The following is a 25025-nucleotide window of genomic DNA, read 5'->3' as shown; positions in this document are numbered from 1 at the left end:
TTTAAGAATCTACTGAAACAAGCTTGACTATGAACCTATTTCTATACGGCGTTACCCATCCAATAGAGCGAAGAGCCTATATTTACATACCTGCAACCTGGCAAGCAAAAGAAAGAACAGCCGAACGAAAGATAAATTTCGCGGCTGTTCTTATTACTGATATGACATATGACTCCCATGATGTTCACCATTATGGGAGCTTAAGCAGTTACTTCGCATCCACTTAGGAGCTAATATAAAATACCCGTTCCTTACTTCACCTGCTCCTGTACATAACTCGGAAGCGTTCCCTCATGTAACAGCCACAGCTCATGCAGCGCACGGGTACAGCCCACATACAGCAGCTTGGCATCCCATGCCAGCTCTCCATAATGTTCTCGGTCGGCATCCGCCACAATGACTGCGTCGAACTCCAGTCCTTTGGACAGGTACACAGGCAGAACGGACAATCCGCCTTCGTATTGCTTTTTGCCACCGTCAATCAGATTCACATTTAACCCTGCATTCGTAAAGACCTCATGCAGCTCCACAGCCTCCTTCAAGGTACGCGTCAGCACAGATACAGTGCGATATTCCTTGGAAGAAAGCTCTTGCAGAGCGGTCAGCAAACTCTGTTCACGCCCCGATGTACCATATGGCACGGTACGCACCGGATCGCCGCTACGGAATACCGGAACTGCCGTAATGCCGCCGCGAACCCCCTGCTCCAAAATCGTATTTGCAAATTCTATAATTTCCAGCGTTGATCTGTAGCTTCGGGTAAGTGCAAAATATCCCGTATGTTCCGGCGCAAAAAGAGAACTCATTTCCTCCCACGCATGTACGCCACGGTATTCGTGAATACCCTGCGACAGATCACCCAATATCGTGAAGGAATGCCCTTTAACGAACAAATCCAGCAATGCGATATGAAAAGGTGAAAAATCCTGCGCTTCATCAATGACCACATGGTCAAAACGTTGAGACGATTCTACCTCATGAATCAGTACATGAAGATATACCAACGCAGTAAGATCCTCTTCGCGGATAACCTGTTTACGCAGATCCGACTGTGTGGTCTTAAAAATAGCAGCAGGCAAAGAAGCCTTCAGCTCCGCAGCCGTGTCTGCGGGTAATCCTTTTGCTGCCTGAAAAAGCTGCTTGTAAAGCGTCAGCGCGTCGTATTGAGGCCATTTTTTAGCATATGCCTTTTCCCGGGGTCCCGCTTTTTTCTTGCGTTCCTTGAGCGCAGCCGCCGAGGGCGACTTTTTCAGCTCCATTTCAATCCAGCGATGAACTCTTGCAAGCACGCGTTCTTTTCGCTTCGCAAGCGGATAGGGCTTGTATTCCTCATTGAACCAGTTCAAAATCTCGGCTCGCGGGAGCACCGCTCCATCCCATGGTGAAAAATCTCCCTCCGGGACCGAGACAGGCTCCAGCCGTTCCACAAAAGCTTGAAGCAGCTTCATGAAGCGAATCGAACCTTTGAATCGTCCTGGCGCCTCATCCATAGATTCCGTTCTGAGGCTGCCGCTCTCAAACCAATAAGCTAACGTTTCAGCAGGATCAGCTATAGATAAATCCAGACCCAACAGGTTAAGTGCCCAGTCCGCAAATGTACTTTGCTGAATATTTCCGACCCCCAGCTCTGGAAGTACATCTGAAATATAATCGAGAAACATATGGTTCGGTGCAAAAATAACCATCTTGTCCGCCGATACTTGCTCCTTGTATTGATACAGCAAAAATGCGAGACGATGCAGCGCTACCGTCGTCTTGCCACTACCCGCTACCCCCTGAATGACGAGGGCTGTATTTTTAGCTGCGCGGATGATTTGATCCTGCTCCGCCTGAATCGTAGATACAATATCCCGCAATCGGTTATCCTTGTTCTCTCCCAGACGATAGACGAGAAATTCATCGGAAACCGCAGGCTCGTCGCTTTCACGGTTGTACGTATCGGCTACCCGTTCCAGTATTCTTTTACGAATGACAACGTTGCGCTTTAAATACACCAAGCCCTCAATCGTTCCCTCAGGAGCTTCGTAGGACGCGGTTTCTTCACCGCCTGTAAAAGAATAAAACAAGCTGGCAATCGGCGCGCGCCAATCAATCACAAGCGGATACGCAGACGCTTCCTCGCGCTCCACTCCGATTTTGCCGATGTAGAGCGGCTTACGCTGTCCCCTGCCACGTTCGTCAAAATCCATGCGTCCAAAATAAGGCTCCTGCGCACTTTTTGCCAAAGCCTGGCGTTTTTCCTCCCGCCCGGATTCCAGCACCTGCTCCGTAAAATCATGCCCCGTGTACACCGGCGTATTGCGAAGCCGTTCCAATCTGCGATCAATTTCCTCCATAGCAAGCGACAGCCTGTGCTGTTCTTCTTGATAGGCACTTTGAAACCCGTTCTCCATTTCAGTTACCTCCTAAGAATATCAAGTCTCGATTTCTGCATCCCATTCACTTGCTCCGACACAAAAAAAGGAAAGTAAGCGTAACACATTTAACCACAAAAATCCAATCTTATTTCCTAATACGCCTGTTTTCATATATGAAAGACTTCTTATTAAACACGTAAATCAACACAGCTTCATTCACAATTATTTCTTTTCATAAAAAAAATCCCTCTTACAGCAGTAGGTTTTACGAATGAACCTGTCTGTTGTAAAGGGAACATATCACTTTGTGGACAGCCCTTCTTCATTAAAATGGGTCGTCTACGAACCGCATTGCCGTTATATTGCAGGTGGCGCTAGACATAAATATTCCAACATGATTGTGACTGCCAGTAAATCAGCGGAGCCACCAGGACTAACATTTTTTTGCACAAAATCATCGTTCATTCGATGAATCAAGGCGAGACCTCTCTCTGACAAGATACCGCCCGCCTCTAGCACCTGCTTGGCATATTGCTGGACATAGGTTAGCATCTCCCTATCGTGTCTACCAACGACATTCGTATCTTCGTTGACAACCATCAGTTGTAACAAGGTTTGAACACAGATATCATTCACATGGTATCGTTGCGATGACTTCAACTCACGATAGACGGGCAGAGCATATTCTCGTACGGTAGGAAAGCCTGCTTCCACCTCGCCACGTATGCCCGTCATGCCCCACTCTTTATACAACCGTTCGCCGACCGTTAAGCCTGTTGATTTTTTCAGGGATGCAAGCTCACTCGCACATAAACCTTTGGTCATCTGAGCAACGGTCTCACAAATTACTTGTTCATCCAGCTTGCTAGCAGCTGCTCGTGTCGTACAACAATACGCGGCGGCGGTACAAATAATTCCTAGCGAAAAAATAAGACCTTTATGTGTGTTCACCCCGCCTGTTGCGGCAAACATAGCCTGTTCGGCTTCCTGTCCCAAGGGACGCAGATTCGCAAATAGTATGCGAAGATCCTCCCCATGAAAGGAACCTCCCGCCTTTGTACATCTTTCAAAATAGCCGGAAAGTGCGACCGCACTAGACATAAACGTAAAGAAGTCCATATCCTTGTGAGCACCACGATTAAACCGATCTACCAGTCCCGGCTTTGGGCTGGCGGAGACCTCTGTTAGCAGTGCAAGGACAGCTTGTTGACCAATGCTTTCACATAATAAGCTTGTTGCAATCATACATACCAACAACCTTCTTCCCTGGATTTTTTAATGATGATGAACGATCATGCTCATTTGACTACTTGATGCTTTCGTGTATAACTGTCCACCAGTGCTTTGATAGCTTCCAGCAATTCGGGAAGTGCATGTGCTCTACTCCGTCCGCATACATGCGCAGCCTGCTCGCACATGAGACATTTTCGCTTGCCCAAGCCAAGTTCAGCTCTGGAGATTGCCCTTCCATTGGGGCCAATCACATCCAGATCCAGTAATCTTCCTAGTGGATGCCCATCTTCAATCGCAATGACCAACTTTTTCAATATTCGCGCGTCTGCCTGAACGGCAACATATGCTTCTGGGCCTGTTGGCAGATCATACGCTTCACTGTGCAGCGGTGTCATTGGGTTCACCGCCAGCTGACTCAGCAAGATACAATAGCCTTCTTGAAAAACGTATTTACTTGTTGGAGAGGACTTCTGTGGTCCTGGGATATTGATCGTCATGCTGATCAGAGGTACCGCGTACCTGCGGATCAGTTGTCCTTGTCTATCTGCCCGGTTTTCGCGTGCCTGTAGCATTTCTTCAAGGGTAACCTCATACGAATACATGTTATGACATCTCCCTGATCCGCCTGATGATTTCTCCAGCTTCCACTGACAATAAAAACTGATAGGTCGTGTCCGGTACAAGCTGCTTCACTTTATCCATTTGACCCAGACGGATATATTTGCGGACCGCAGAGGCGCTGATGGCATCCCCTTCCCATAGCAGTCGCGGTATTTCCTCTACGTCTATTCCAACGGAAGGCAGTAATTTTTTCATGATCGTGTTGTACCTGCGAGTCAAGACACAGCTTGGCTCCTGACCAATATACCGTTTTTGAATATTTAGCAACGGAGCTATATACTGGCTAAATATTTTTAAATCCAGTGATATATGCGTACTTGCTGCCTCTTCATCATTTTTGAGGAAGTAAGAAGGAAACGTTGCGTTGGAGATAATATAGTCTTTGCCTTTGTGCACGATCACATTGGCCAAATGTCTCACGCCTTCTTCCACTAGTCTGTATCTGACATCTGATGAAAAAATGGATCGGTCCTCCCAAACTACAAAAAGATGCACCTTTTCCCAAGCCGCCGCTGCATGCTCGATTAAGTGCAGATGTCCAAGTGTGAATGGATTACAGTTCATGACAATCGCAGCCGAAGGCACGAGATCGCCCGATTCCTGCAAAAGCTCTTGCTGATACTGCCGGACACCATCCCATTGGTTTTCCAACAAGACAGCCTTGGAGGATTCCTCCACGATTGGATAAAAGCCGAGATCCTTGAAAATTTGTTTATTTACTGGTTTTGTATAAATAAACAGGTGAGCCCTTCCCCGCCTGTATTCTTCATTTACTAAATGGCTAACGATTTGTGCCGATAGCCCCTGGTCTTTATAAGCTTCATCCACAGCAATGCACTTCAGTACACTGCCTGAAAAGGAACCCGTAGCGGCAATGTCGCTGCCATCTACAATTTCCATCGTATATTCAATTTGATGGTCTATTCCAAGACCTTGGCGCTTGAGGAAATCGCGAAGCTTTCTTTGAGCGTCTTCAGAGGTTGGATTTAAAATTTCTTCACGCAAATGTTCCATCCACATAGCCATAATCTATCACCGTTTTTCTGCATGGAAGTCAGAATAAGTAGAATGACGCATCCCACACTCTGCAAGCGAAAGGATAGGATGCGCATCCTGTTTATTTGTTCTGAAAAGACAATGTCTTTATTTTCTTACAACACCGCTTTGTTCTGCGACGATTTTTACTGCTTTACTAACTGCTGCACTTACTCTTTTGTCAATCGCATCTGGAACGATATAGGTATCATCAAGCTCTTCGTCTGTTACCAGATCCGCGATGCTTCTGGCTGCCGCTAATTTCATTTCCATCGTGATGTCCGTGGCCTTGGCATCAAACGCGCCTCTGAAAATACCGGGGAATGCCAGCAGGTTATTGATTTGGTTGTGAAAATCCGATCTGCCGGTCGCAACAATTCTTGCTCCGCCTTTGTGTGCTTCCTCCGGAAAAATTTCTGGAATCGGATTGGCAAGGGCAAAAATGATGCTTTCATTGCTCATGGTTTGCACCATTTCTTTTGTCATCACATCTGCAACCGATAAGCCGATAAAGATGTCCTTGCCTTTGATGACTTCTGCAAGGCTGCCTGTTTCTTGATCACGATTCGTCAGCTTGGCGATTTGCTGCTGAGGTTCATTGAGAGAGGTGTCGCCTTCGACCAAGGCACCATTAATATCGCAGAGAACGATACGCTTCGCTCCTGCAGCAAGCAATAGCTTGGCGGTGGCAATACCCGAAGCTCCTGCTCCATTGATGAGGATGCGCACATCCTCCATTTTTTTGCCCACAAGTTTCAAGGCATTACATAACCCTGCAAGCACAGCAACTGCCGTTCCATGCTGATCATCATGATAAACTGGAATGTTCAGTTTTTCTTTTAATTTGTCTTCAATATAGAAGCATTCTGGCGCCTTGATGTCTTCAAGATGAATGCCTCCAAAACCTGGGGCGATCACTTCAACCGTGCGCACAAACTCGTCTGGATCAGTGCTGTCGATACAGATAGGGTACGCATTCACCCCACCAAATTCTTTGAGCAACAAAGCCTTGCCCTCAATGACAGGCAGCCCTGCCTCAGGGCCAATATCCCCCAGACCCAGCACGGCTGTCCCATTCGTTAGAATCGCCACGGTGCTCCCTTTAATCGTGTATTCATAGGCTTTGCTCTTATCTTTGGCGATTTCCTTGCATGGCTCGGCAACGCCAGGTGTATAAGCTATCGCTAAATCCTCTTTACTTACGACCGGTACTGTCCCTACAATCTCCAGCTTGCCGTTTCTTATGCGGTGTGCCTGTAAAGCGGCTTCTTTTATACTCATAAGTTTGTTTGTACTGAGCAACTGCTCAATACTTCCTCCTCTTGGTTTATAATTTTAGCGTCCTTGTTTCACTTGACGAATTACATCAATTACGGAACCATCACGATATTTGATAACACCCACAATTTTATCTTCCCATTGAATCGGCTCTGGTTTGCCGACAATCCGCGTAGCCTTCTCTTGCAACTCTTCGATTGTGAAGACAGGGAGCTTGGCGGCCTTGAAGCTAGCCAGGAGATCTTGGCGGAGAGGGTTCACAGCGATGCCTTGATCAGTAACCAGTACATCAACCGTATGACCTGGTGTGATAATGGTATTTACACGATCAAGAATGGCAGGCATTCTTCCGCGAATCAGCGGAGCGACGATGATGGATACTGCAGCGCCTGCGGCAGTATCGCAGTGTCCGCCGGAAGCTCCACGGATGACCCCATCGGACCCGGTAATTACGTTCACATTAAAATTCAGATCAATCTCCAGCGCACTCAGCACAACAACATCCAGTTGGTGAGCAGCGCAGCCTATATTTTCAGGGCTTGCGTAATATTCCGCACAAATTTGTTGATGGAATTTGTTCTTTCTCAGCGATTCTACGGCGCGCAGGTCGAAGCTCTGCACGTCCAAAAGCTTTTCAATCAATCCTTCTTCATGCAGGTCAACGATTTGTTGGGTAATACCCCCCAGCGCAAAGCTTGCTTTGATATTGGCGGCAAGCATTTTTTCCCGCAGAAACCTGGTAGTTGCAAGCGCAGCACCCCCGGAGCCGGTTTGCAATGAGAATCCATCCGCGAAATATCCGGATGCTTCAATTACATCTGCCGCGTTTTTGGCAATTAACAGTTCCTTCGGATTCTTCGTGTAACGGGTAGCCCCTGAGACAATCCCCTTCTGATCACCGATGCGATCCACGACGACCACATAATCCACCTGGGTTTCAGGAATGGCGAATGGAGTGTTCGGATAGGAGACCAAATGGTCAGTGATCATCACAACATTGCGCGCATATTGTGCATCTACCATGGCATAACCCAGGGAGCCGCATGCCGATGGAGCTTCGTTTGCGCTGGAAGTTCCGTTTGCATTGCCGTATGCATCGCAAGAAGGAGCGCCCAAAAAGGCTACGTCAATCGGGCATTCCCCTGATGCAATCGCTCTTGCGCGACCACCGTGAGAGTTAATCGTCACCGGAATATCAAACAATCCGTAGGAATATGCCTGAGCCAGCTCGCCTCTAAGGCCACTGGTCTCGATTCTGCGGATGACACCGTTTCGCACATGCTCTACCAACGGAGCATGAATATCCGTCAAGGAGCTGGCTGCCAAGACAAGATCACGAATACCCATTTTGGAGATTTTATCCATAACCATATTCAAGATAAAGTCCCCGTTGCGGAAATGGTGGTGGAACGAGATCGTCATCCCATTACGCAAGCCTGTAGCTTCAATGGCTTTCTCCATCGAATCCATGATTTTGTTTTTGGCAGGATTTTGCTGGCGTTCTTTTAACCGCTCTGTATTTTTAAATTGCCCGTAAGTCGATTTGCGATCAAAGGGAGTTATCGCATTAAGTCCCTCAATAGCTAAAGGAATTTCTCTCCCAGCACCGTTTAGCATAACATTCACCTTACTCTACGTTTATTTTTGCCGCTTCCGCCAGGTCAAGTACTCTACGCGCACGTTCTACAATCGGACGGTCAATCATTTTACCGTCGAGACTGATCACACCTGAGCCTTTTGCCTCCGCTTCGAGACTGGCCTCAATGATCCGCTTTGATTTTTTGATGTCTGCTTCTGTTGGCGTATAGATGCGGTTTACAATCTCGATCTGACGCGGGTTAATAATGGATTTGCCATCAAAGCCTAGCTGTTTGATCAGCTTCACCTCGTTGGCAAAGCCTTCCTCATTATTTATATCCGAGTAGACTGTATCGACAGCAGCAATGCCAGCAGCTCTGGCCGCAAATAATATAAGGCTTCGTGCTGTCAATAGCTCAATGCCTTCTGGCGAGCGCGTTGTCTTCAGGTCTGTGACAAAATCCTCCGCTCCAATGGCGATACCGATAAGCCGCTTGCTGGCAACCGCAATTTGCGCCGCGTTCAATGCGCCCTGGCCACTCTCAACTGCTGCAAAAAGCTTGATTGTCCCATGCTCCATGCCGATCTTTTGTTCAATTTCGGTAATCAATTCATCCGCTTCAATCACGTCATCGGCGGTCTCCGTTTTCGGCAATCGAATGGCAGTTGGCTTCGCTCGTACAATCGCTTCAAAGTCGTCTCTGCCATACGGCGTATGGAGTGGGTTTACCCTGACCAGCACCTCGATGCCCCCAAAATCAAAGGTTTTCAAAGCCTGGTAAACCAGCAAACGCGCCGCATCTTTTTCGTATAGGGAAACAGAATCCTCAAGGTCGATCATAATCGAATCTGCCCCATAGATATGGGCGTCCCGGATCATCCCTGGGTTATTCCCTGGAACATACAACATGGTCCTTCTCAGTTTTTGCATCTATTCCGCCTCCCATGGTCGGCAATCGCCCTCGACCACTCTGCTTACGGCTGTCATTACTCTAGCCTTAATGGCGCAATCCAGTGCGCCTTTATCATTCGCGCGGACATATGCATGTTCAATGCCCATTCCTTGTAATGTTTCGAGAATCACTTTGCGAATCTGGTTCCCGAACTGGTTCTCTACGGTACTTTTCAACTCGATTTCAATACCTTTCGTCCCGTTCGGCTCGATGGAAATCGTAATATCGCTTGATTCCAGTGTACCGGCCATGCCTACTTGCTGAATAATCAATGTCTACACCTCTTTTGCCAATTGGATGGTAGATACTCTCCATCTTCAGGATTGCAGAACCTTATAAATCATTTGTGCCATATCTGAACCTGCTACAGGCTTACACATGTATTCATCAATGATCAATCTCTCCTTGTATGCCACCACGTGATCCTCGACATAACCGGTAATCAGGATGATCTTCATACTTGGATTGATTACCTTGATACGTTCAGCCAATTCCGTACCCGTCAGATAAGGCATTGCCTGATCCGTAATGACCAGATCGTAATGGTTTGGAGACTTTTCAAACCGCTGCAATGCTTCCACACTGTCTGATTCTGTCTCAACGTGGAAACCATACGATTCCAGTCCTCTTCTCATCGCTTTCAATACGCGCTGTTTATCATCGACCAAAAGAATGCGCCTTTGTTCAGTAAACACAGGGTTCATATTGATCTCTGTCTCTTTTGCTACAAACTCCGTTTTCGGCAGATACACCGTAAACGTACTACCCTTGCCCAGCTCCGAATCCACGAAAATAAATCCTTGATGTTTTTCGAGAATGCTTTGGACGATATACAATCCAAGCCCCGTACCCTCTCCTGCCGGTTTGGTTGTGAAAAAAGGATCAAAGATTTTCTGCAAGGTGTCGTCACTCATCCCTCTCCCCGTATCCGAGATAGATAAAGTAACGTAATCCCTGACTTCCAAAACGTTCTCGCGGATTTTTTTTACCTCTTGCAAGGGAATGGTATCCAATATGATTTTTAGTTCGCCACCGGCTGTTTTCATTGCTTGATAGGCATTGTTGCACAGGTTCATAATGACTTGATGAATCTGTACTTTATTTGCAAAAATAACGGCTGAATCTACCCGTTTTTTGAACACAGCATTCACTTTGGGCGAGAGGAAGGATTTTATGAGTCCCAGTGCCTCTTCGACCTGTTCTTCAACCTTGACCGGAGCGTTTTTCTTGACCTTTCCACTCTCCAGCCGGCTCAATAGCAGGATTTCCTCGATTATCAATCTTGCTTTCTCGGAAGCATCATAAATCTCACTGACGTAATCATAAATTTCTTCAGCAGGTTCTATCCTGCTAAGCATGATTTCTGCATAGCCTCTGATGGGAGTTAGCAAATTATTAAAATCATGAGCAATTTCCCCTGATATCGTGCCGATCAACTGTAGCTTCTGCGAGTGCTGCAATTGTAGATCCTTTTTTCTCAACAGCTCGTTTTTGTTATTCAGTTCCCGCAAATACCTCGTCTCGTATTCCAGAGCCTCTTTATTTTTCTTCGTCCTCATGATGATATAAACGGCACAAGCCAACGTCAGGACGATCATTGAAAAAATCTCAATGGTTTTAATTCGATTTTGTGCAATCGGTTCTCTCACATCATCGTAGTTCATGGCGGCGGCAACCACCCAAAACGAGTCACCGAGATGAACACGGGAAAATGCCTCAATCTTTTTCGTCTTGGTATAGAATTCGTCACCCCACCAGTACGAATGGTAGAAAGCCGAGCCTTGTTCCTGGGTAAGCTGCATTTTGAACAGTTTCTCCAGGTCGCGGTAATCAAGCCCCGGGTATTTGGCCTTAATCGCTGATAGCGATAACCCGATATTTTCTTCGCTCGGGTGCATGAGATAGTAGCCTTGCTGATCTTTGACATGGATATAACCCTTGGTCCCCACGCGAATCGGCTTCAACAGCTTCTCATACACAGCGTTTAGATTTACCACACTGATAAGCGCACCTTGAAATTTCCCATCGAGATAAACAGGCTGAAACAGATGCACAATATAATGGCCTTGCTTCTCCAGCTTGGCACTTGCGATGAACGGTTTTTTTTCTCGCAGCACCCTTTGTATATCATCCTTGATTAATTCATAGGCTTTAATCGCATCTCTACGAGTGCGCTTGGGAAATGTGTGTACCACTCTCCCCTCTAGGTTCACCTGGCTAATCCGATAGATGCTATCTTTTTTGGCGGCATAATAAGCAGATAGGTTTTCGTCAATCACAGCTTCATTCTTATTTGCTATGGCGAGCGACATCTCCCGATTGCCTGTCAATATTTGCAGCGTGTGCATTTGTTCGTCGAAAAAGGATTCAATAGACGTGCTGTTTAACTTGGCAATCGTTAGCAATTGCTGCTGCTGCTGTTCAATTACGGTACGTTCTCCGTCCATATACGAGCCATAGGCCATCCACAGCAGAACTAGAAAAGAAATCGGAAGCGCTAGCTTAGTGATGAATGAAAAATGACTTCGATAATGAAACAGTATCTCTCGTTGAAATCTCATCCTGTTTTACCATCTCCATCGACCTAGTAGCCCATCAGTCTCTAGCCCTAGCACTAGGGCTGGTTCGCTTCCGAATTATATCAGTTATTCACGTTCCTCTACGAAATGGTGTCTCAAGACAACTTCATTGTAATGACAAGATCTTAAAGTATCCTGTCAAATTATTAATTTTTTTTAAGATTTCACTACCTTAGTGTGTAAGGTATCGCAGCAGGAAAATAGCAAGTGTTACCGTTGCGGCACCACCGAGACGTGTGGATACCTGGGCAAATGGCATGAGTACCATTCTATCGGCTGCAGAAAGAATCGCAACATCCCCTGTTCCACCTTGGCTGCATCGAGTAGAAGTAATAATCGCAGCTTCAACCGGATACATTTTCATCCACTTACCAGCAAAATATCCACTCACAACCACGGTTAGTACAGTTACAAAAATGGTGATGAAATAAGCAGGGCTAATTACAGAAATCAGTGCCTCCCATGGTGTTTTAGCAACACCTACCGCAAGCAGGAGCGGGTACGTTACAGCGATAACAAAGAAACGTTGCATCTGTTGCGCTCCGTCTTCAAGGAATTTTGGCAACCAACCAAAATATTTTGCCAGGAATGCCGCAAAGAGCATTACGATCGGACCAGGCAGACCAACAAACTCAGCGGCTAAGGTACCTACCATGAAGAATCCGATAGCTAAGATTGCTCCGGCAGCCATTTGGTAAAGATCAAGCGGTTTTTTGTTTTTATCCTCTGCAAGTCCCAAAACATCGCTATCCCCTGTTTTGAGTAGCGTGCCGTTACCGGTAAGTTCTGGTTTTCTATCTCCCAGTTGTTTCAACAAGCCGGACAGGATAATAGCACACAAGCTACCCAACATGACCGCAGGAATAATCATGGCAAATTGTTCACCTTGGGTCGAACCTAAAATTTGGCTGTAGCCGATAGAGAGTGGAATCGCACCTTCACCAACGCCTCCCGCCATGATAGGTGCAAGGATATAAAACAAGGTATCATACGCAGGGATTCCCAAAGCCACACCTGTAAGCAAACCGACGCCTGTTCCGAGAATGGATCCAATCGTCAAAGGGACAGCCAATCTAACGACCGCTTTTATCATGAGTTCCCGGTTCATACCAAGGATACTACCCGCGATAACGATTGCGATGTACACATACAGGAAATTGGTATTATCCATAAAGTCAGTAACGGAATCAATCGCTGACTGCGGGAGAAGATGAGCATACACCATGTAAGAAGGAACAAACGTTGCCATAATGGCAGCGCCGCCGATATCCTTCAGAATAGGAATACGCTTTCCAATTTCCGCCAGAATAAAGCCATACAATACCATGACAGACACAGCCCCAGGCATATCACTACCGAGCTTTCCGGAGTTCATCAGCATGTAGACAACAGCCATAAACGGGATGTAAAGGCCTACAGGAATGACCCCTCCAATCTTGTAATTCAACACCTTTTTCCATTTGGACTCTGTTCGTGGCTGTAGCTTAAGCTCTGCGGCTTCTTGTAGATTATTAGTGACCACTTGATCGCCTCCTAGATGATCAATCTGCGTTTATCCTCGAATCAATCGCTAGCCCAGGTTTTCACAAGACTTTGTTGTAAAACGGTTTCACTCATTGGATGATTCGAGATAACTAAATTGTAAAAAGAAAATCTTAAAGTATTCTGAGTAATCCTTAAATGTTTTTAAGAACCATGTGACAAAAATATGTCAGCGCTTTCAAAGAAAAAAACTACGGTTGACTCATTTACTAACACAGCTTGTTTCCAAACGTGTTTGAGGTAGGCTAAGGGATCTCGACGAGCACGACAAACTCACCGCAGCGGAGAATATGTTCATTCCCACTGCGGTGTCCCGTGGTTCGTCGGTACATCGTCCTGGTTTGACTAAAAAACGTTCTGGTCATTATTGGTGCGAGGGATTTTGTGTCCGGTTTTAAGTTTGCAGTCTAGACGACGGGCTTGGCAATATCTTTGAGATAGAGGTATGTTTGAGGCAGAGTCGCTACAATTTTATTAGAGGCATTGTGATGCCGCCCTCCAAAGTTATGTATTCCCTTTTGTTACTAAATTAAGGATGGCTAGCGAAATAATCAGCCGTAGAAAAAAAGCCCCCCGAGTCCATCGGCGTGCTTTCAAGAGAACGTATACAATTGGATAGAAGTATATAGTTAATCTATCTTTCAACGGAAAAACGATACCCGATTCCCCAGACGGTTTTGATATATTTCGGATTAGTGGGATTTTCCTCAATTTTGGTCCGCAGGTGTCTGATATAGACCATAATCGTATTATTATCGACAACCGTATCTTTCCAGATGTTTTGATATAGCTGTTCTTTCGAGAAGACCTGATTGGGGTGCTCCATAAAAAATTTCATGAGCTGTAACTCTTTTGATGACAACGCGATTTCCTGATTATTTTTTTGAAACGTATAGGTATGATGGTTGAATAGAAATGGTCCCAACGCAATGCGTGAGGCTTCTTGTTTTGATTCCTGAAGCTGGCGATATCTTTTAATCTGGTTCTTTACCTGAGCACAAAGCACAGGAGGACTAAATGGCTTGGTAATATAGGCATCTGCCCCAAGCCCAAGTCCAATGATCTGATCTGTGTCTTCTTTTTTCCCGCTCAGAAAAATGATTGGCGTATGGATGCCCATATTGCGCGTTTGACCAAGCACATCATAGCCATCAATATTTTCCATCATAATGTCCAGGAGGACGAGATCGAATGGCTCCTCGCTAATCATCCGCATGGCTTCCATGCCATTTTCAGCTTGAAGAACAGCCATTCCATCGCCTTCAAGAACCGTTTTAATCAATTTTCTGACAGCGTTCTCATCATCAACAACCAATACTCTCGGTTTGCTCATTCTTGACCCCATTCCTTTCTAAAAATCCTCTTACGAAAACCCTTTTTAACAATATAAAAAAACAAAAAACACATCACTTTTTTATTCATGACAAATATTTAAATATCTGTATATAAATGAGTTCATACGGAGTCAATCCCATTTATTTCTTAGTGCGTTAATGAGAGCAAGTTGCTAAATGAATTGACTTTATTCTTGCTTCTCGGTGTCCACTTTTTAGTCTAGCATCATTTTAGCCAACTCTATATGTTGTATGTCATACAGCTTCATTCACAATTATTTCTTTGTCCCTGCTCTTATGTTTTGCTCTTATGCTCTTATGCTCTTGAACTCTGCTCTTGAACTCTGCTCTTGAACTTACCCTGCCCTTCACATAAAGTATGGACCCTTGCGGCACCAGCGAAGCGGGTGATTTGAATCCAAAGAAGCGGAGCGTTCGCCTTTGCCTCTGAATTCCAACCTTCTGTCTTACTACAATCAGAGGAATTCAGAGGCAACAGCGATCGGAGGATCAAATCACACGCGAAGCGGCCTCTAACGCTCCATACTCCTCTCCCCCATCTCCACAAACTGCTTCTGAGCCAGTTCTCGGTACACCTCATGGGATTCAACCAGCTCCGCGTGGGTTCCTGCACCGGTTACCTTACCCTTGTCCAACACAATAATTTGATCGGAATGAACCACAGTAGACAAACGGTGAGCGATGACAATCGTCGTTCGTCCTTCCATCAGGTTCGCCAGCGCTTTTTGTACCTCATGCTCAGATGAGCTGTCCAAGCTGGAGGTAGCCTCGTCCAGCATAAGAATATCCGGACTACGTAGAAGCGCACGAGCAATGGCAATCCGTTGACGTTGCCCGCCGGAGAGCTTCATTCCCCGCTCACCCACTTCAGTCTCATAGCCTTGCGGTAAATCCATAATAAACGCATCCGCATACGCCATCGTGGCTGCCTGTCTCACTTCCTCCAGATCAGCTTCCCGTCCCAAGCCATACGTAATATTATCTCTGACCGTTCCGGTCATCATCGAGCTTTCCTGCGACACATAGCCAATTTTGGAGCGCCAGGAGGATAATGTATACAACGATATCGGTTCATCTCCATAACGAATCTCTCCCGTATCCGGTACATAAAAACGTTCCAGCAACGAAAACAGCGTGGACTTGCCGCTTCCGCTCGGTCCAACAAATGCAGTTGTCCGGTTTGCCGGAATGACTAAACTGGCATGATGAAGAACCTCTTCACCTTCAGTATAGGAAAAGGCAACATCACGCAGCACGATATCCCTGCTTTCTTTTGTTGCTTCCTGCTTCAATTCCAGCGGCTCCTCTTCATGATCCAAAATAGTCTGAATTCGTTCCGTGGCACCCACCACCTTTTGCAGACGTGAATATAAGGTCGTGAACTGGGCCATCGGTGTAATCACCTGAAACAGCAGCAAAATAAAAGCTACCAAATCCCCCGCGGTCAGCACACCCGATGCGACGCGAACACCACCTACACCCAAAATAATAACCAGTACAGCGGTCAGCAAGAAAGTAGAAATGGGACCTACCAACGCCAAAATACGGGATTCCTGCAAGCCAAAACGGAACATCCGGTAAATCCGATCCTCTCCGGCCTGTGCTTCCCTGCTTTCCGTCCCGTACGCCTTTACCAGCCTGATCTCTCCGATAACCTGACTCAGTACCGAGGTCAGATCAGCCATCTCATCCTGCTGCTTTTTGGAGATACGGTACATTTTCCTGCCCACGGGAAATAAAATCAGCGCTGTTAATGGAACGATAGCCATAATAATGAGTGTCATGACCCAATCCAGATAAAAAAGCAAGGCAATACCGCCAATAATGGCAATTACGTTAGAAATCAGATTCACAAGATACTCCGTAATCAGGTTCATAATCAGACTTGTATCATTGGTGACACGACTCATCGTATCCCCGGAACGATTCCGGTCAAAATACGGAATGGGAAGAGACAAAATTTTATGCCATAAGCGTTTGCGCAAATTAGCCACAATTTTGTGTCCGGCATAGTTCAGCATATAAATGGAAACCGCTGAAGCCACAGCCTGGAGCACGAAGGCCCCAAGCAAGCCAAGAATGACCATTCGGTTCAATGAAGAAAAGGTCAAACCGTCGATCAGTCCCTTGGTCATCAGCGGTACAACTAAACCGGCAATTGTCTGAATCAAGGTCAGAATCAGGGCGATAACGAGAATGGCCTTGGGAGGGTGTGCGCTTGCAATCAATTTGATAAACTTGCCCATACCAGCCCTATCGGGTTTTTTACCCGGCTTTTCCTTCATACTGTTCTGCTGTTCATCTTGCTGTAGATGATGTTCCTTTTCCATAAACCATTTACCTCGCTTCCTGTCTGACCATTCTTGTCCAAACAACAACACCCGCGCTGTGCGCGGGTATGAACAGTACAGCCTAAATTTGAGTTTACTACACCAGAGAATGAAGCACAAAGTTAGCCACAAACAATACGGAAATGATATACAATGCGACAGGCACTTCCTTGCCGCGCCCTGCTGCCAGTTTGGCTACGGGGTAAGCAATAAAGCCAAATGCCATTCCGTCTACAATGCTATACGTAAAGGGCATCATCACCATGACCAGAAATGCAGGAAACGCCTCGGTAAAATCACTAAAATCCATCTCACGGACATTTTGTACCATCAGACCGCCAATGATGATGAGCACGGGCGCAATGGCACTATCAGGAATATAAGCTAGTAACGGAATGAAAAAGAAGGTTGCCCCGAATAAAATGGCAGTGACCAGCGGCGTAGCCCCTGAGCGGCCTCCTGCTGCAATACCCGCCGTGGATTCCGCCGCCGCTACCGCCGGACTGCTCCCTAAAATACCGGCGAAAATATTGGTTACCGCCAACACTCGCAAGCTGTTCTTGAACGTATCCGGTCTTCCGATCATGTTGGTCTGCGCAGCAATCATCCCGATGTTTTCGAACAGAACAATGAGCAGCAGCAAAAAAACAGCGATCCAGAAGGCTATCGAAACGATACCTGAAAAGGATAACTCGCCAAATAGTTGCCCATACTGCCGCACTGTTTCGGAGGTTCGCACTCCACTTGTCGGTTCTACAGCCCCCAGCACGTAGGCAAGTCCTGTTCCTGCCAAAATACTAATTAGCAGCCCTCCCTGAACGTTGCGCACAAATAACACAATAGCGAGCAGCAATGTTACGCAAGCCGTGATCACCTTCGGGTCATTAAAATGGCCGATCGCGACAAAAGTCGTTTGATGAGCAATTACAATGCTGCTTTTTTGCAATCCGATAAAGGTCAAAAACAAACCAATTCCTACCGTAATTCCGTGCTGTAAATTATGAGGAATCGCCTGGCTAATCAGCTTGTACAAGGACGTAAATGCAACAACGGAGAATATAATACCTGTAATGGTGACCACCATCAATGCTTCCTGCCAGCTCAGCTTCATCGAATGTACGAGCGTATACGTAAAAAAGGCATTGATCCCCATCCCCGGCACAACGACCATGGGGGATTTCCCTCCAAAAGCCATCAGCAGACAGCCAATCATGGATGTGAGAATTGTCCCCAGCATTGCCCCTTGTAATGGAATCCCGGCATCTGCCAAAATGGTGGCATTGACCATTACAATATATACAACGGAAAAATAGGAAATGGCACCAGCGGCCACTTCCTTTTTCCAATGATGCTCGGGTTTGAAACCGAGGCTTCTGGACCATAGTCCACCCTTCATACCAAAACCCTCCAGCAATTTGTTCGATCTGTTTGCAGCAAAGCTAGAAACGTACTACGTTTTATTTTTCAGACTTACACTCCAGCCTTGTTTAACAAATCTTTGACAGCTACACTAACCATGATCAATCCTGCCACGGGAGGTACAAAAGCATTGCTCGCAGGCGGCTGCTTCGCCTTCCGGATCTCAGGTGCGTTCGCAGGTACGATTTTTTTCGTAATCTCTTCACGCGGCTTCATCGGTTCCTCATCGGAGTATACGACCTTGACACCTTTTGTAATGCCTTCCTTGCGCAGCTTGGTACGGATTACACGGGCAATCGGGTCCATTTTCGTTTGGGAGATATCCGCCACCTGAAAACGGCTTGGGTCCATTTTATTGGCAGCGCCCATACTGGAGATCATCGGAATCCCCCGTTTCAGACATTCCTTGATCAAATGAATTTTATAAATAATCGTATCCGAGGCATCCAGCACATAATCCAGATCGTACTTGAACAGCTCCTCATACGTTTCTTCCGTATAAAACATGTTCAGTGCAATCGCTTCACATTCAGGGTTAATCAGCTTCACACGCTCTACCATCAGATCGGCCTTTTTTTGACCTACCGTTGTCGTCAGCGCATGAATCTGGCGATTAATGTTGGTAATATCTACGACGTCTTTATCAATCAAAATGATGCGTCCAACACCGGTCCGCGCCAGCGCTTCTACCGCAATGGAGCCGACACCGCCGATACCCAGCACGGCTACCGTGCTATTTTTCATAACCTCCAGACCCTCAGTCCCGATGGCCAGCTCTGTTCGTGAAAATTGATGCAACATATGGTACATATCCTCCCTCACTGATTTAGACACTATGCTTGAACTTCATGCATACAAACCACGAACCCATTATCCATAAGAGGGTAACGGGTTCATGGCATTTTATAAACTATTCACAAGCCCATGTAGGGCAATTGTAAAAGCAAACGTTCGTCTTAAGCTTTAGGAGTAACTGGCTTCGGAGCAAGACGGATATGAAGCTGCTCCAATTGACCTTGATCCACTTCGGACGGTGCGTCCATCAGCAAATCTGTTGCATTGGCTGTTTTCGGGAATGCAATGGTTTCGCGCAGGTTTGTACGACCCGCAAGCAGCATCACAAGACGGTCAAAACCGAAGGCAATACCACCATGTGGAGGCGTACCATATTCGAACGCATCCAACAGATAGCCGAATTTTTCATTAGCTACTTCCGGCGACAGGCCAAGAGCTTTGAACATTTTCTCCTGAACATCACGTTTGTAAATCCGCATCGAGCCGCCGCCCACTTCGTAGCCGTTCAGTACGATGTCATAGGCCTGAGCACGAACTTGACCTGGGTCTGTGTCCAAGACGGCAAGGTCTTCGTCCTTCGGACGAGTGAACGGATGGTGTTCTGCTACATAACGTTTTTGTTCTTCATCATAGCCAAGCAGCGGGAAGTCTACAACCCATGCAAATTTGTATACGTTGTCGTCGATCAGACCCAGTTGACGGCCAATTTTCAGACGAAGCGCGCCCAATACATCAGCGACTACTTTTTTATTATCCGCAGAGAAGAGCAGCAAGTCGCCTTCTTCAGCTCCCGTACGCTCTCTCAGAGCTTCGATTTCTTCCGGTGTAAAGAATTTAACGATAGGCCCCTTGAATTCGCCTTCTTTCACTTGAATCCAAGCCAGACCTTTGGCACCGTAACGTGCAGCATAAGGACCCAGATCGTCAATATCCTTGCGGCTCCATGTGCCACAGCCCTTAGCATTGAGGACCTTAACCTCGCCGCCTTTTTCAATTACAGAAGCAAATACCTTCACACCGCTACTTGCCACGATATCATTGACATGAATCAACTCAAGGCCAAAACGCAGATCCGGCTTGTCAGAGCCGTACTTGTCCATTGCATCGGCATGTGTAATCCGTTGGAACGGAGTTTCCAGTTCAACACCAACCGTCTCTCTGAACAGCTTCACCATCAGTTGCTCCATCATGGGCAGCAAGTCATCCTGTTGCATGAAGGAGGTCTCAATGTCGACCTGTGTAAATTCAGGCTGGCGGTCGGCACGCAAGTCTTCATCGCGGAAGCAACGTGCAATTTGGTAGTAGCGTTCTACGCCACCCACCATCAACAATTGCTTGTAAAGTTGTGGCGATTGCGGCAATGCAAAAAACTCACCCTCATGCACACGGCTTGGCACCAAATAGTCACGTGCACCCTCCGGAGAACTTTTCGTCAAAATTGGCGTTTCTACCTCGATGAAATCTTCACCGTCCAGGAAGTCACGGAATACTTTTGCTGCTTTGGAACGCAGTTTCAACGTCTGGTGCATTTCCGGACGGCGCAGGTCCAGATAACGGTATTTCAAACGCAGCGACTCGTCTACTTCTACGCCATCTTCAATGAAGAACGGAGGTGTTTTGGCTGCATTCAATACTTCAATTTCCGTAATACGTACTTCAATTTCACCTGTAGGCAGGTTCGCGTTAATGGTTTCGGCATCACGCTTGACCACTGTACCCGTAACCTCCAGTACGTATTCACTACGAACACGGTCCGCAATTTGCAGCGCGTCACCGGAATATGCCGGGTTAAACACGATTTGTACAATCCCGCTGCGGTCACGCAGGTCGATAAAAAGTACGCCTCCCAGGTCACGACGGGTTTGTACCCAACCGTTCAATGTAACTGTTTCTCCGATATGCGCATGGGTTAATGCGCCGCATTGATGACTCCTTTTCATAATACACACTCCTGTTTATGTTTTAGTGGTTGATGCTATCTGACCAGCCGAAGGAAGTTCCACCCGACTGAATGTTACTCGATTACTTCAATACATATTTGTTGTCTCTCATGCTTACTGCATCACAGATGATAATAAAAGATGGTCTGGGTTTATCCCAGCTCTTCCACCAGTTGATCCAGCTTGACGGTACGCTGCTCGCCAGTTTCCATGTTTTTCAGTGCAATTTCACCTCGTACCAGCTCATCCTCGCCCAAAATCGCAGTATACCGTGCTTTAAAACGATCTGCTGATTTCATCTGTGCCTTCATTTTGCGACCCAGATAATCTCGCTCTGCGGAAAATCCGGCTTGACGCAGCTTGAACAGCTGTCTGGTCACTTCCGTTTCTGCCGCTTCACCCAATGCCACCATATATACATCCAGCGGCTTGGCTTCGTTCAATTCGATACCCTGATGCTCCAAGATTAGCTGAATCCGCTCCAGTCCGATACCGAAGCCAATACCCGGCTGATCTGGTCCGCCCAGATCGCCAACCAGTCCGTTATAGCGTCCGCCTCCACCGATGGTGTCAATGGCTCCAATCCCTTCAGCTTTGAATTCGAACGCGGTCAACGTATAATAATCCAGTCCCCGTACCAAGCGCGGGTTGACTGTATATTCCACACCCATAGCGTCCAAATTTTGCTTCACCTTCTCAAAGTGTGTGCGGGATTCCTCGTCCAAGCTATCCAAAATGGAAGGCGCACCGCCAAATTTGTCCTGGTCATCCTTGCTATCCAGCACTCGCAACGGATTACGCTCAATACGCGCTTGGCTCTCCTTGGTCAACGTATCCTTGATCGGCAACAGGAAGTCCACCAGATGCTGGCGGTAGGCTGCACGACTGGCTGCATTGCCGACTGAGTTAATTTCCACCTTTACCCCTTTCAGACCCAGCTCACGGCAGAACTGATACCCGAAAGCGATAACCTCTGCGTCCAGTGCAGGATCTACCGCACCAAAAGCCTCAATACCGAATTGGTGGAACTGGCGCTGACGTCCAGCCTGTGGACGCTCATAGCGGAACATTGGACCGATATAATACAGCTTCGTCACATCCGGCTCCCCGTATAGCTTGTTCTCCACATAGGAGCGAACCACGCCTGCTGTCCCTTCCGGACGTAAAGTCATACTGCGCTTCCCTTTGTCCTCAAAGGTGTACATTTCCTTTTCCACCACATCCGTCGTTTCACCCACACCTCGAACGAACAAATTCGTTTGCTCAAACATCGGTGTACGGATTTCACGATAATTAAAGCGGCGGCTAATCTCACGGGCTTTTTCCTCGACAAATTGCCATTTTTCTACACTGCCCGGCAGCAAATCCTGTGTTCCCGTCGGTTTTTGAAAGGCCATTAACGTATCCCCCCGTCGTTGTATTTCTTATTGTGCGCTTTTTTCTTGCTCCACTTTTCAATATAAAACAAAAAATCCCCCGCCCTGTTAAATTAACAGGGACGAGAGATTGTCGTTTACGAATCACCCGTGGTACCACCCACATTCCGGAGTTACCCAGACAACCAGCGTAAGAATCACTCATTGCCCGTCAGCATTACACTGACTCCGCTCATACGTATAACGCCCGTAACGCGCAGTACGGCTATTATGCAGGATCTCCGCTGTCGGCACAGTTGCAATGTACTTTCAGTAGGTATTCCTCAATTGTTCGCCGCCCGTTCTCGGGGAGGTCATTCGTCCGCTCATCAAGGGAATTTTTACAGCCTGGAAATTCCTCTCTGCGCTTGTGGGTTCGGAGTACTTGGTCCCGTCATCAAATCAATTTCATTATTTTATGATTTTAATGAACTGCTTCGACAAAGTCAAGACTTTCCCCCGTAATAAGACAAATAAGTCCCTATAAAAAGAAAATAACCTGCGGAAACGGTCCGCAGGTTCAAAAGATATATTAAAAGGGGGTCATGCTGTTATTATAAACAACGAATATTAAGGAATGATGTTTCGAATATTACAATTGTATTACAGCCGTTCTATAACATCTGAATTCCTCAATTTATCGACAAGCTTGTGACGGTTTTTTCAGCTTTAATCCAATAATTGTGCTATATAACCGCGATTGGAACGGAGCTTATGAACGACCTCATCGTAGTCAGCATCGTTCACCTTCGCGGACAATACATACCGCAATTCATCCTGATCACCGTTAATGTAGGCGTCTGTCGCATGAAGTAGGCCTGTGTCGTGATCCGTCGTCCTGCTACGGTCTTCATTCAAATCCCTGCGTGCAGTGCCACGGTCAGCCTCGCCATTCTCCACCTCTGGAATAATGTTCTCACCATAAGCGCCAGCGGCGGGTATTGCTGCACCTGCAGCCCCTAACGTGCCCACAGCACCAGTGTTGTTATAGGGAACCAGCGGGATCAACACCCGCGTGTCCCTGCCGAGTGCATCATCCAGCGCGCCTACTTCCAAATGTTCCGTTCTATAGGCTTGGAGCGACGCTCTGGCACCCTCAGCTTCATCCTCCGTACGAAAATAAGCCTGAATCTGCTTTGCCATATCAAATCCTCCTCAAATGGGAATTGTACTGGCATACATTTACAGAAGCATTCACAGTAAAATTACAACACCTTCAAGAGCTCACGCACAAAAGCAGGCTCATCTTTAGGTGTACGAGACGTTATAAAGTTACCGTCCACAACCGCCTCGCGATCCTCAAAATGGGCACCCGCGTTAATCAAGTCATCTTTCAAAGGAGGATAAGCTGTAATCGTTCGTCCCTGTAACAAACCAGCGCTCGCCAAAATTTGCGGACCATGGCAGATCGCCCCAATCGTTTTCTTGGCCTCGTTAATTTCAGTCACGAATTTGAGAACATACGCATCCAGACGCAGATTTTCCGGGGATGATCCGCCGGGAATAACAACAGCATCATAGTCACTTGATTCCACATCCCCAATGGCCTTTTCAATGGTGTAGCTTGCTTTACCTTGCTTGCCGTTCACCTTTTCGCCTTGTTTCAGACCGATAATATCCGCCTCATGCCCGGCTTTCTTTAATTCATCGTAAGGCACTTGCATTTCGGAATCCTCAAATTGATCAGCCAACAAAAACGCAATTTTACTCATAATCGTTCAGATCTCCTTTCCGGTTATCCTCAAGATGAGTTGTAATTTAAGTTTGTGACAAATTTTCATTTGTCTACCACGCTTTGTTATTACCCGCTTGATCTGTTTTTATAACAATTCGAAGCAGTGAAAAAGAAAAAGGAGCCTCTCGGCTCCTTCCCTACCTGCGCGGCAAAGCACCACGACCCGGCTTGTCTATAGCTACTGCGACATGCTGTAATAACGTGTCACTCTCACGAGTGAGGCTGGTCGACTCCTGAATACTACCGGGAAAAAGAAGTGCAGCGGTTCGATAACCGTCTACTTTTGGGGTTTGACGCATGGCTTCGTCTCTCCTGTCACCCTTAAGGCTATCCGCCTGGCTAATCACCAGCCGGGATGACATTATCGTCCCCCTGAACGGTCATTTTATGCTACTCAGCTCTACTACGACCGTTCGCTATCCAGAATCAGCGTCACCGGACCCCAGTTGGTCAACGACACATCCATCATGGCCCCGAAAATTCCCGTCTCGACCTCCAAACCCTTCGCACGAAGCTGACTATTGAAAAAATCGTACAGCTTCTCTGCTTCCTCCGGTTTGGCCGCCCCCATAAAGTTAGGCCTTCTTCCTTTACGGCAGTCACCATACAACGTAAATTGAGAGACAGACAAAATGGCTCCACCGACATCCAGAACGCTGTCATTCATTTTACCATCAGCATCGTCAAATATACGTAATCCCGCTGTTTTATCCGCCAAATAAACGGCATCGGCCGCCGTATCTCCCTGACCAATACCGACCAGCAGCATTAATCCGGTTCCGATCTTGCCGACCACCTTTTGATTAACCGTTACCTGAGCGTCTTTACAGCGTTGAATAATAATCTTCATCGCCTGTCCG

20 protein-coding genes are annotated in these 25025 nt (G+C 46.9%); all 20 read right to left on the bottom strand.

Annotated elements, in window-relative coordinates:
• Positions 1–251 precede the first annotated feature (251 nt).
• The gene (locus E0698_RS23305; RefSeq protein ID WP_192513048.1) at positions 252–2393 is read right to left on the bottom strand and encodes a HelD family protein; all 2142 of its coding nucleotides are present in this window, start codon (positions 2391–2393) and stop codon (positions 252–254) included.
• A 321-nt stretch (positions 2394–2714) separates the two neighbouring features.
• Positions 2715–3602 (bottom strand): triphosphoribosyl-dephospho-CoA synthase CitG, encoded by an 888-nt coding sequence (gene citG / locus E0698_RS23300; RefSeq protein WP_192513051.1) that lies wholly within the window; start codon positions 3600–3602, stop codon positions 2715–2717.
• A gap of 53 nt (positions 3603–3655) precedes the next feature.
• Positions 3656–4192, bottom strand: a complete 537-nt coding sequence (gene citX / locus E0698_RS23295; protein ID WP_192513047.1) for a citrate lyase holo-[acyl-carrier protein] synthase — start codon at positions 4190–4192, stop codon at positions 3656–3658.
• Between the two features lies 1 nt (position 4193).
• Positions 4194–5237, bottom strand: coding sequence for a [citrate (pro-3S)-lyase] ligase (gene citC, locus E0698_RS23290; RefSeq protein ID WP_202895039.1), 1044 nt, complete (start codon positions 5235–5237; stop codon positions 4194–4196).
• A gap of 117 nt (positions 5238–5354) precedes the next feature.
• Positions 5355–6527, bottom strand: a complete 1173-nt coding sequence (locus tag E0698_RS23285) for an NAD(P)-dependent malic enzyme (protein WP_192513046.1) — start codon at positions 6525–6527, stop codon at positions 5355–5357.
• Positions 6528–6581: 54 nt separating this feature from the next.
• On the bottom strand, positions 6582–8141 hold the full coding sequence (gene citF, locus E0698_RS23280; RefSeq protein WP_192513045.1) for a citrate lyase subunit alpha: 1560 nt from the start codon (positions 8139–8141) through the stop codon (positions 6582–6584).
• A 10-nt stretch (positions 8142–8151) separates the two neighbouring features.
• Positions 8152–9033: a citrate (pro-3S)-lyase subunit beta gene (citE, locus tag E0698_RS23275; protein ID WP_192513044.1), complete on the bottom strand. Its 882-nt coding sequence runs from the start codon at positions 9031–9033 to the stop codon at positions 8152–8154.
• Complete coding sequence (gene citD, locus E0698_RS23270; RefSeq protein WP_025682173.1) at positions 9034–9327, bottom strand: citrate lyase acyl carrier protein; 294 nt, start codon at positions 9325–9327, stop codon at positions 9034–9036.
• A 45-nt stretch (positions 9328–9372) separates the two neighbouring features.
• Positions 9373–11616 carry an ATP-binding protein gene (locus tag E0698_RS23265; RefSeq protein WP_192513043.1) on the bottom strand — a complete coding sequence of 748 codons (2244 nt, stop codon included), beginning with the start codon at positions 11614–11616 and terminating at the stop codon, positions 9373–9375.
• A 190-nt stretch (positions 11617–11806) separates the two neighbouring features.
• The gene (locus E0698_RS23260) at positions 11807–13156 is read right to left on the bottom strand and encodes a 2-hydroxycarboxylate transporter family protein (protein ID WP_149093688.1); all 1350 of its coding nucleotides are present in this window, start codon (positions 13154–13156) and stop codon (positions 11807–11809) included.
• Between the two features lie 654 nt (positions 13157–13810).
• Positions 13811–14509 (bottom strand): response regulator transcription factor, encoded by a 699-nt coding sequence (locus tag E0698_RS23255; protein ID WP_134913071.1) that lies wholly within the window; start codon positions 14507–14509, stop codon positions 13811–13813.
• Positions 14510–15043: 534 nt separating this feature from the next.
• A complete protein-coding gene (locus E0698_RS23250) occupies positions 15044–16861 on the bottom strand; it encodes an ABC transporter ATP-binding protein (RefSeq protein ID WP_192513049.1) in 1818 nt (605 codons plus the stop codon).
• Positions 16862–16958: 97 nt separating this feature from the next.
• A complete protein-coding gene (locus E0698_RS23245; protein ID WP_192513042.1) occupies positions 16959–18257 on the bottom strand; it encodes an NCS2 family permease in 1299 nt (432 codons plus the stop codon).
• 74 nt (positions 18258–18331) lie between these two features.
• The gene (locus tag E0698_RS23240; RefSeq protein WP_134913068.1) at positions 18332–19081 is read right to left on the bottom strand and encodes a tRNA threonylcarbamoyladenosine dehydratase; all 750 of its coding nucleotides are present in this window, start codon (positions 19079–19081) and stop codon (positions 18332–18334) included.
• 155 nt (positions 19082–19236) lie between these two features.
• Entirely contained in the window at positions 19237–21015 is a 1779-nt protein-coding gene (gene aspS / locus E0698_RS23235; RefSeq protein WP_134913067.1) for an aspartate--tRNA ligase, read from the bottom strand.
• 152 nt (positions 21016–21167) lie between these two features.
• Complete coding sequence (gene hisS, locus E0698_RS23230; RefSeq protein WP_134913066.1) at positions 21168–22412, bottom strand: histidine--tRNA ligase; 1245 nt, start codon at positions 22410–22412, stop codon at positions 21168–21170.
• 687 nt (positions 22413–23099) lie between these two features.
• Positions 23100–23573 carry a hypothetical protein gene (locus tag E0698_RS23225; protein WP_134913065.1) on the bottom strand — a complete coding sequence of 158 codons (474 nt, stop codon included), beginning with the start codon at positions 23571–23573 and terminating at the stop codon, positions 23100–23102.
• Between the two features lie 62 nt (positions 23574–23635).
• Complete coding sequence (locus E0698_RS23220) at positions 23636–24142, bottom strand: type 1 glutamine amidotransferase domain-containing protein (protein ID WP_192513041.1); 507 nt, start codon at positions 24140–24142, stop codon at positions 23636–23638.
• Positions 24143–24302: 160 nt separating this feature from the next.
• Entirely contained in the window at positions 24303–24527 is a 225-nt protein-coding gene (locus E0698_RS23215; RefSeq protein WP_192513052.1) for a hypothetical protein, read from the bottom strand.
• A gap of 41 nt (positions 24528–24568) precedes the next feature.
• Positions 24569–25015 carry a D-aminoacyl-tRNA deacylase gene (gene dtd / locus E0698_RS23210; protein WP_192513040.1) on the bottom strand — a complete coding sequence of 149 codons (447 nt, stop codon included), beginning with the start codon at positions 25013–25015 and terminating at the stop codon, positions 24569–24571.
• Positions 25016–25025: the final 10 nt, after the last annotated feature.

This window comes from Paenibacillus sp. 23TSA30-6, from assembly GCF_014858585.1.
Taxonomy (GTDB): Bacteria; Bacillota; Bacilli; order Paenibacillales; family Paenibacillaceae; genus Paenibacillus.
This window is presented reverse-complemented; position numbering and strand designations above follow the sequence as displayed.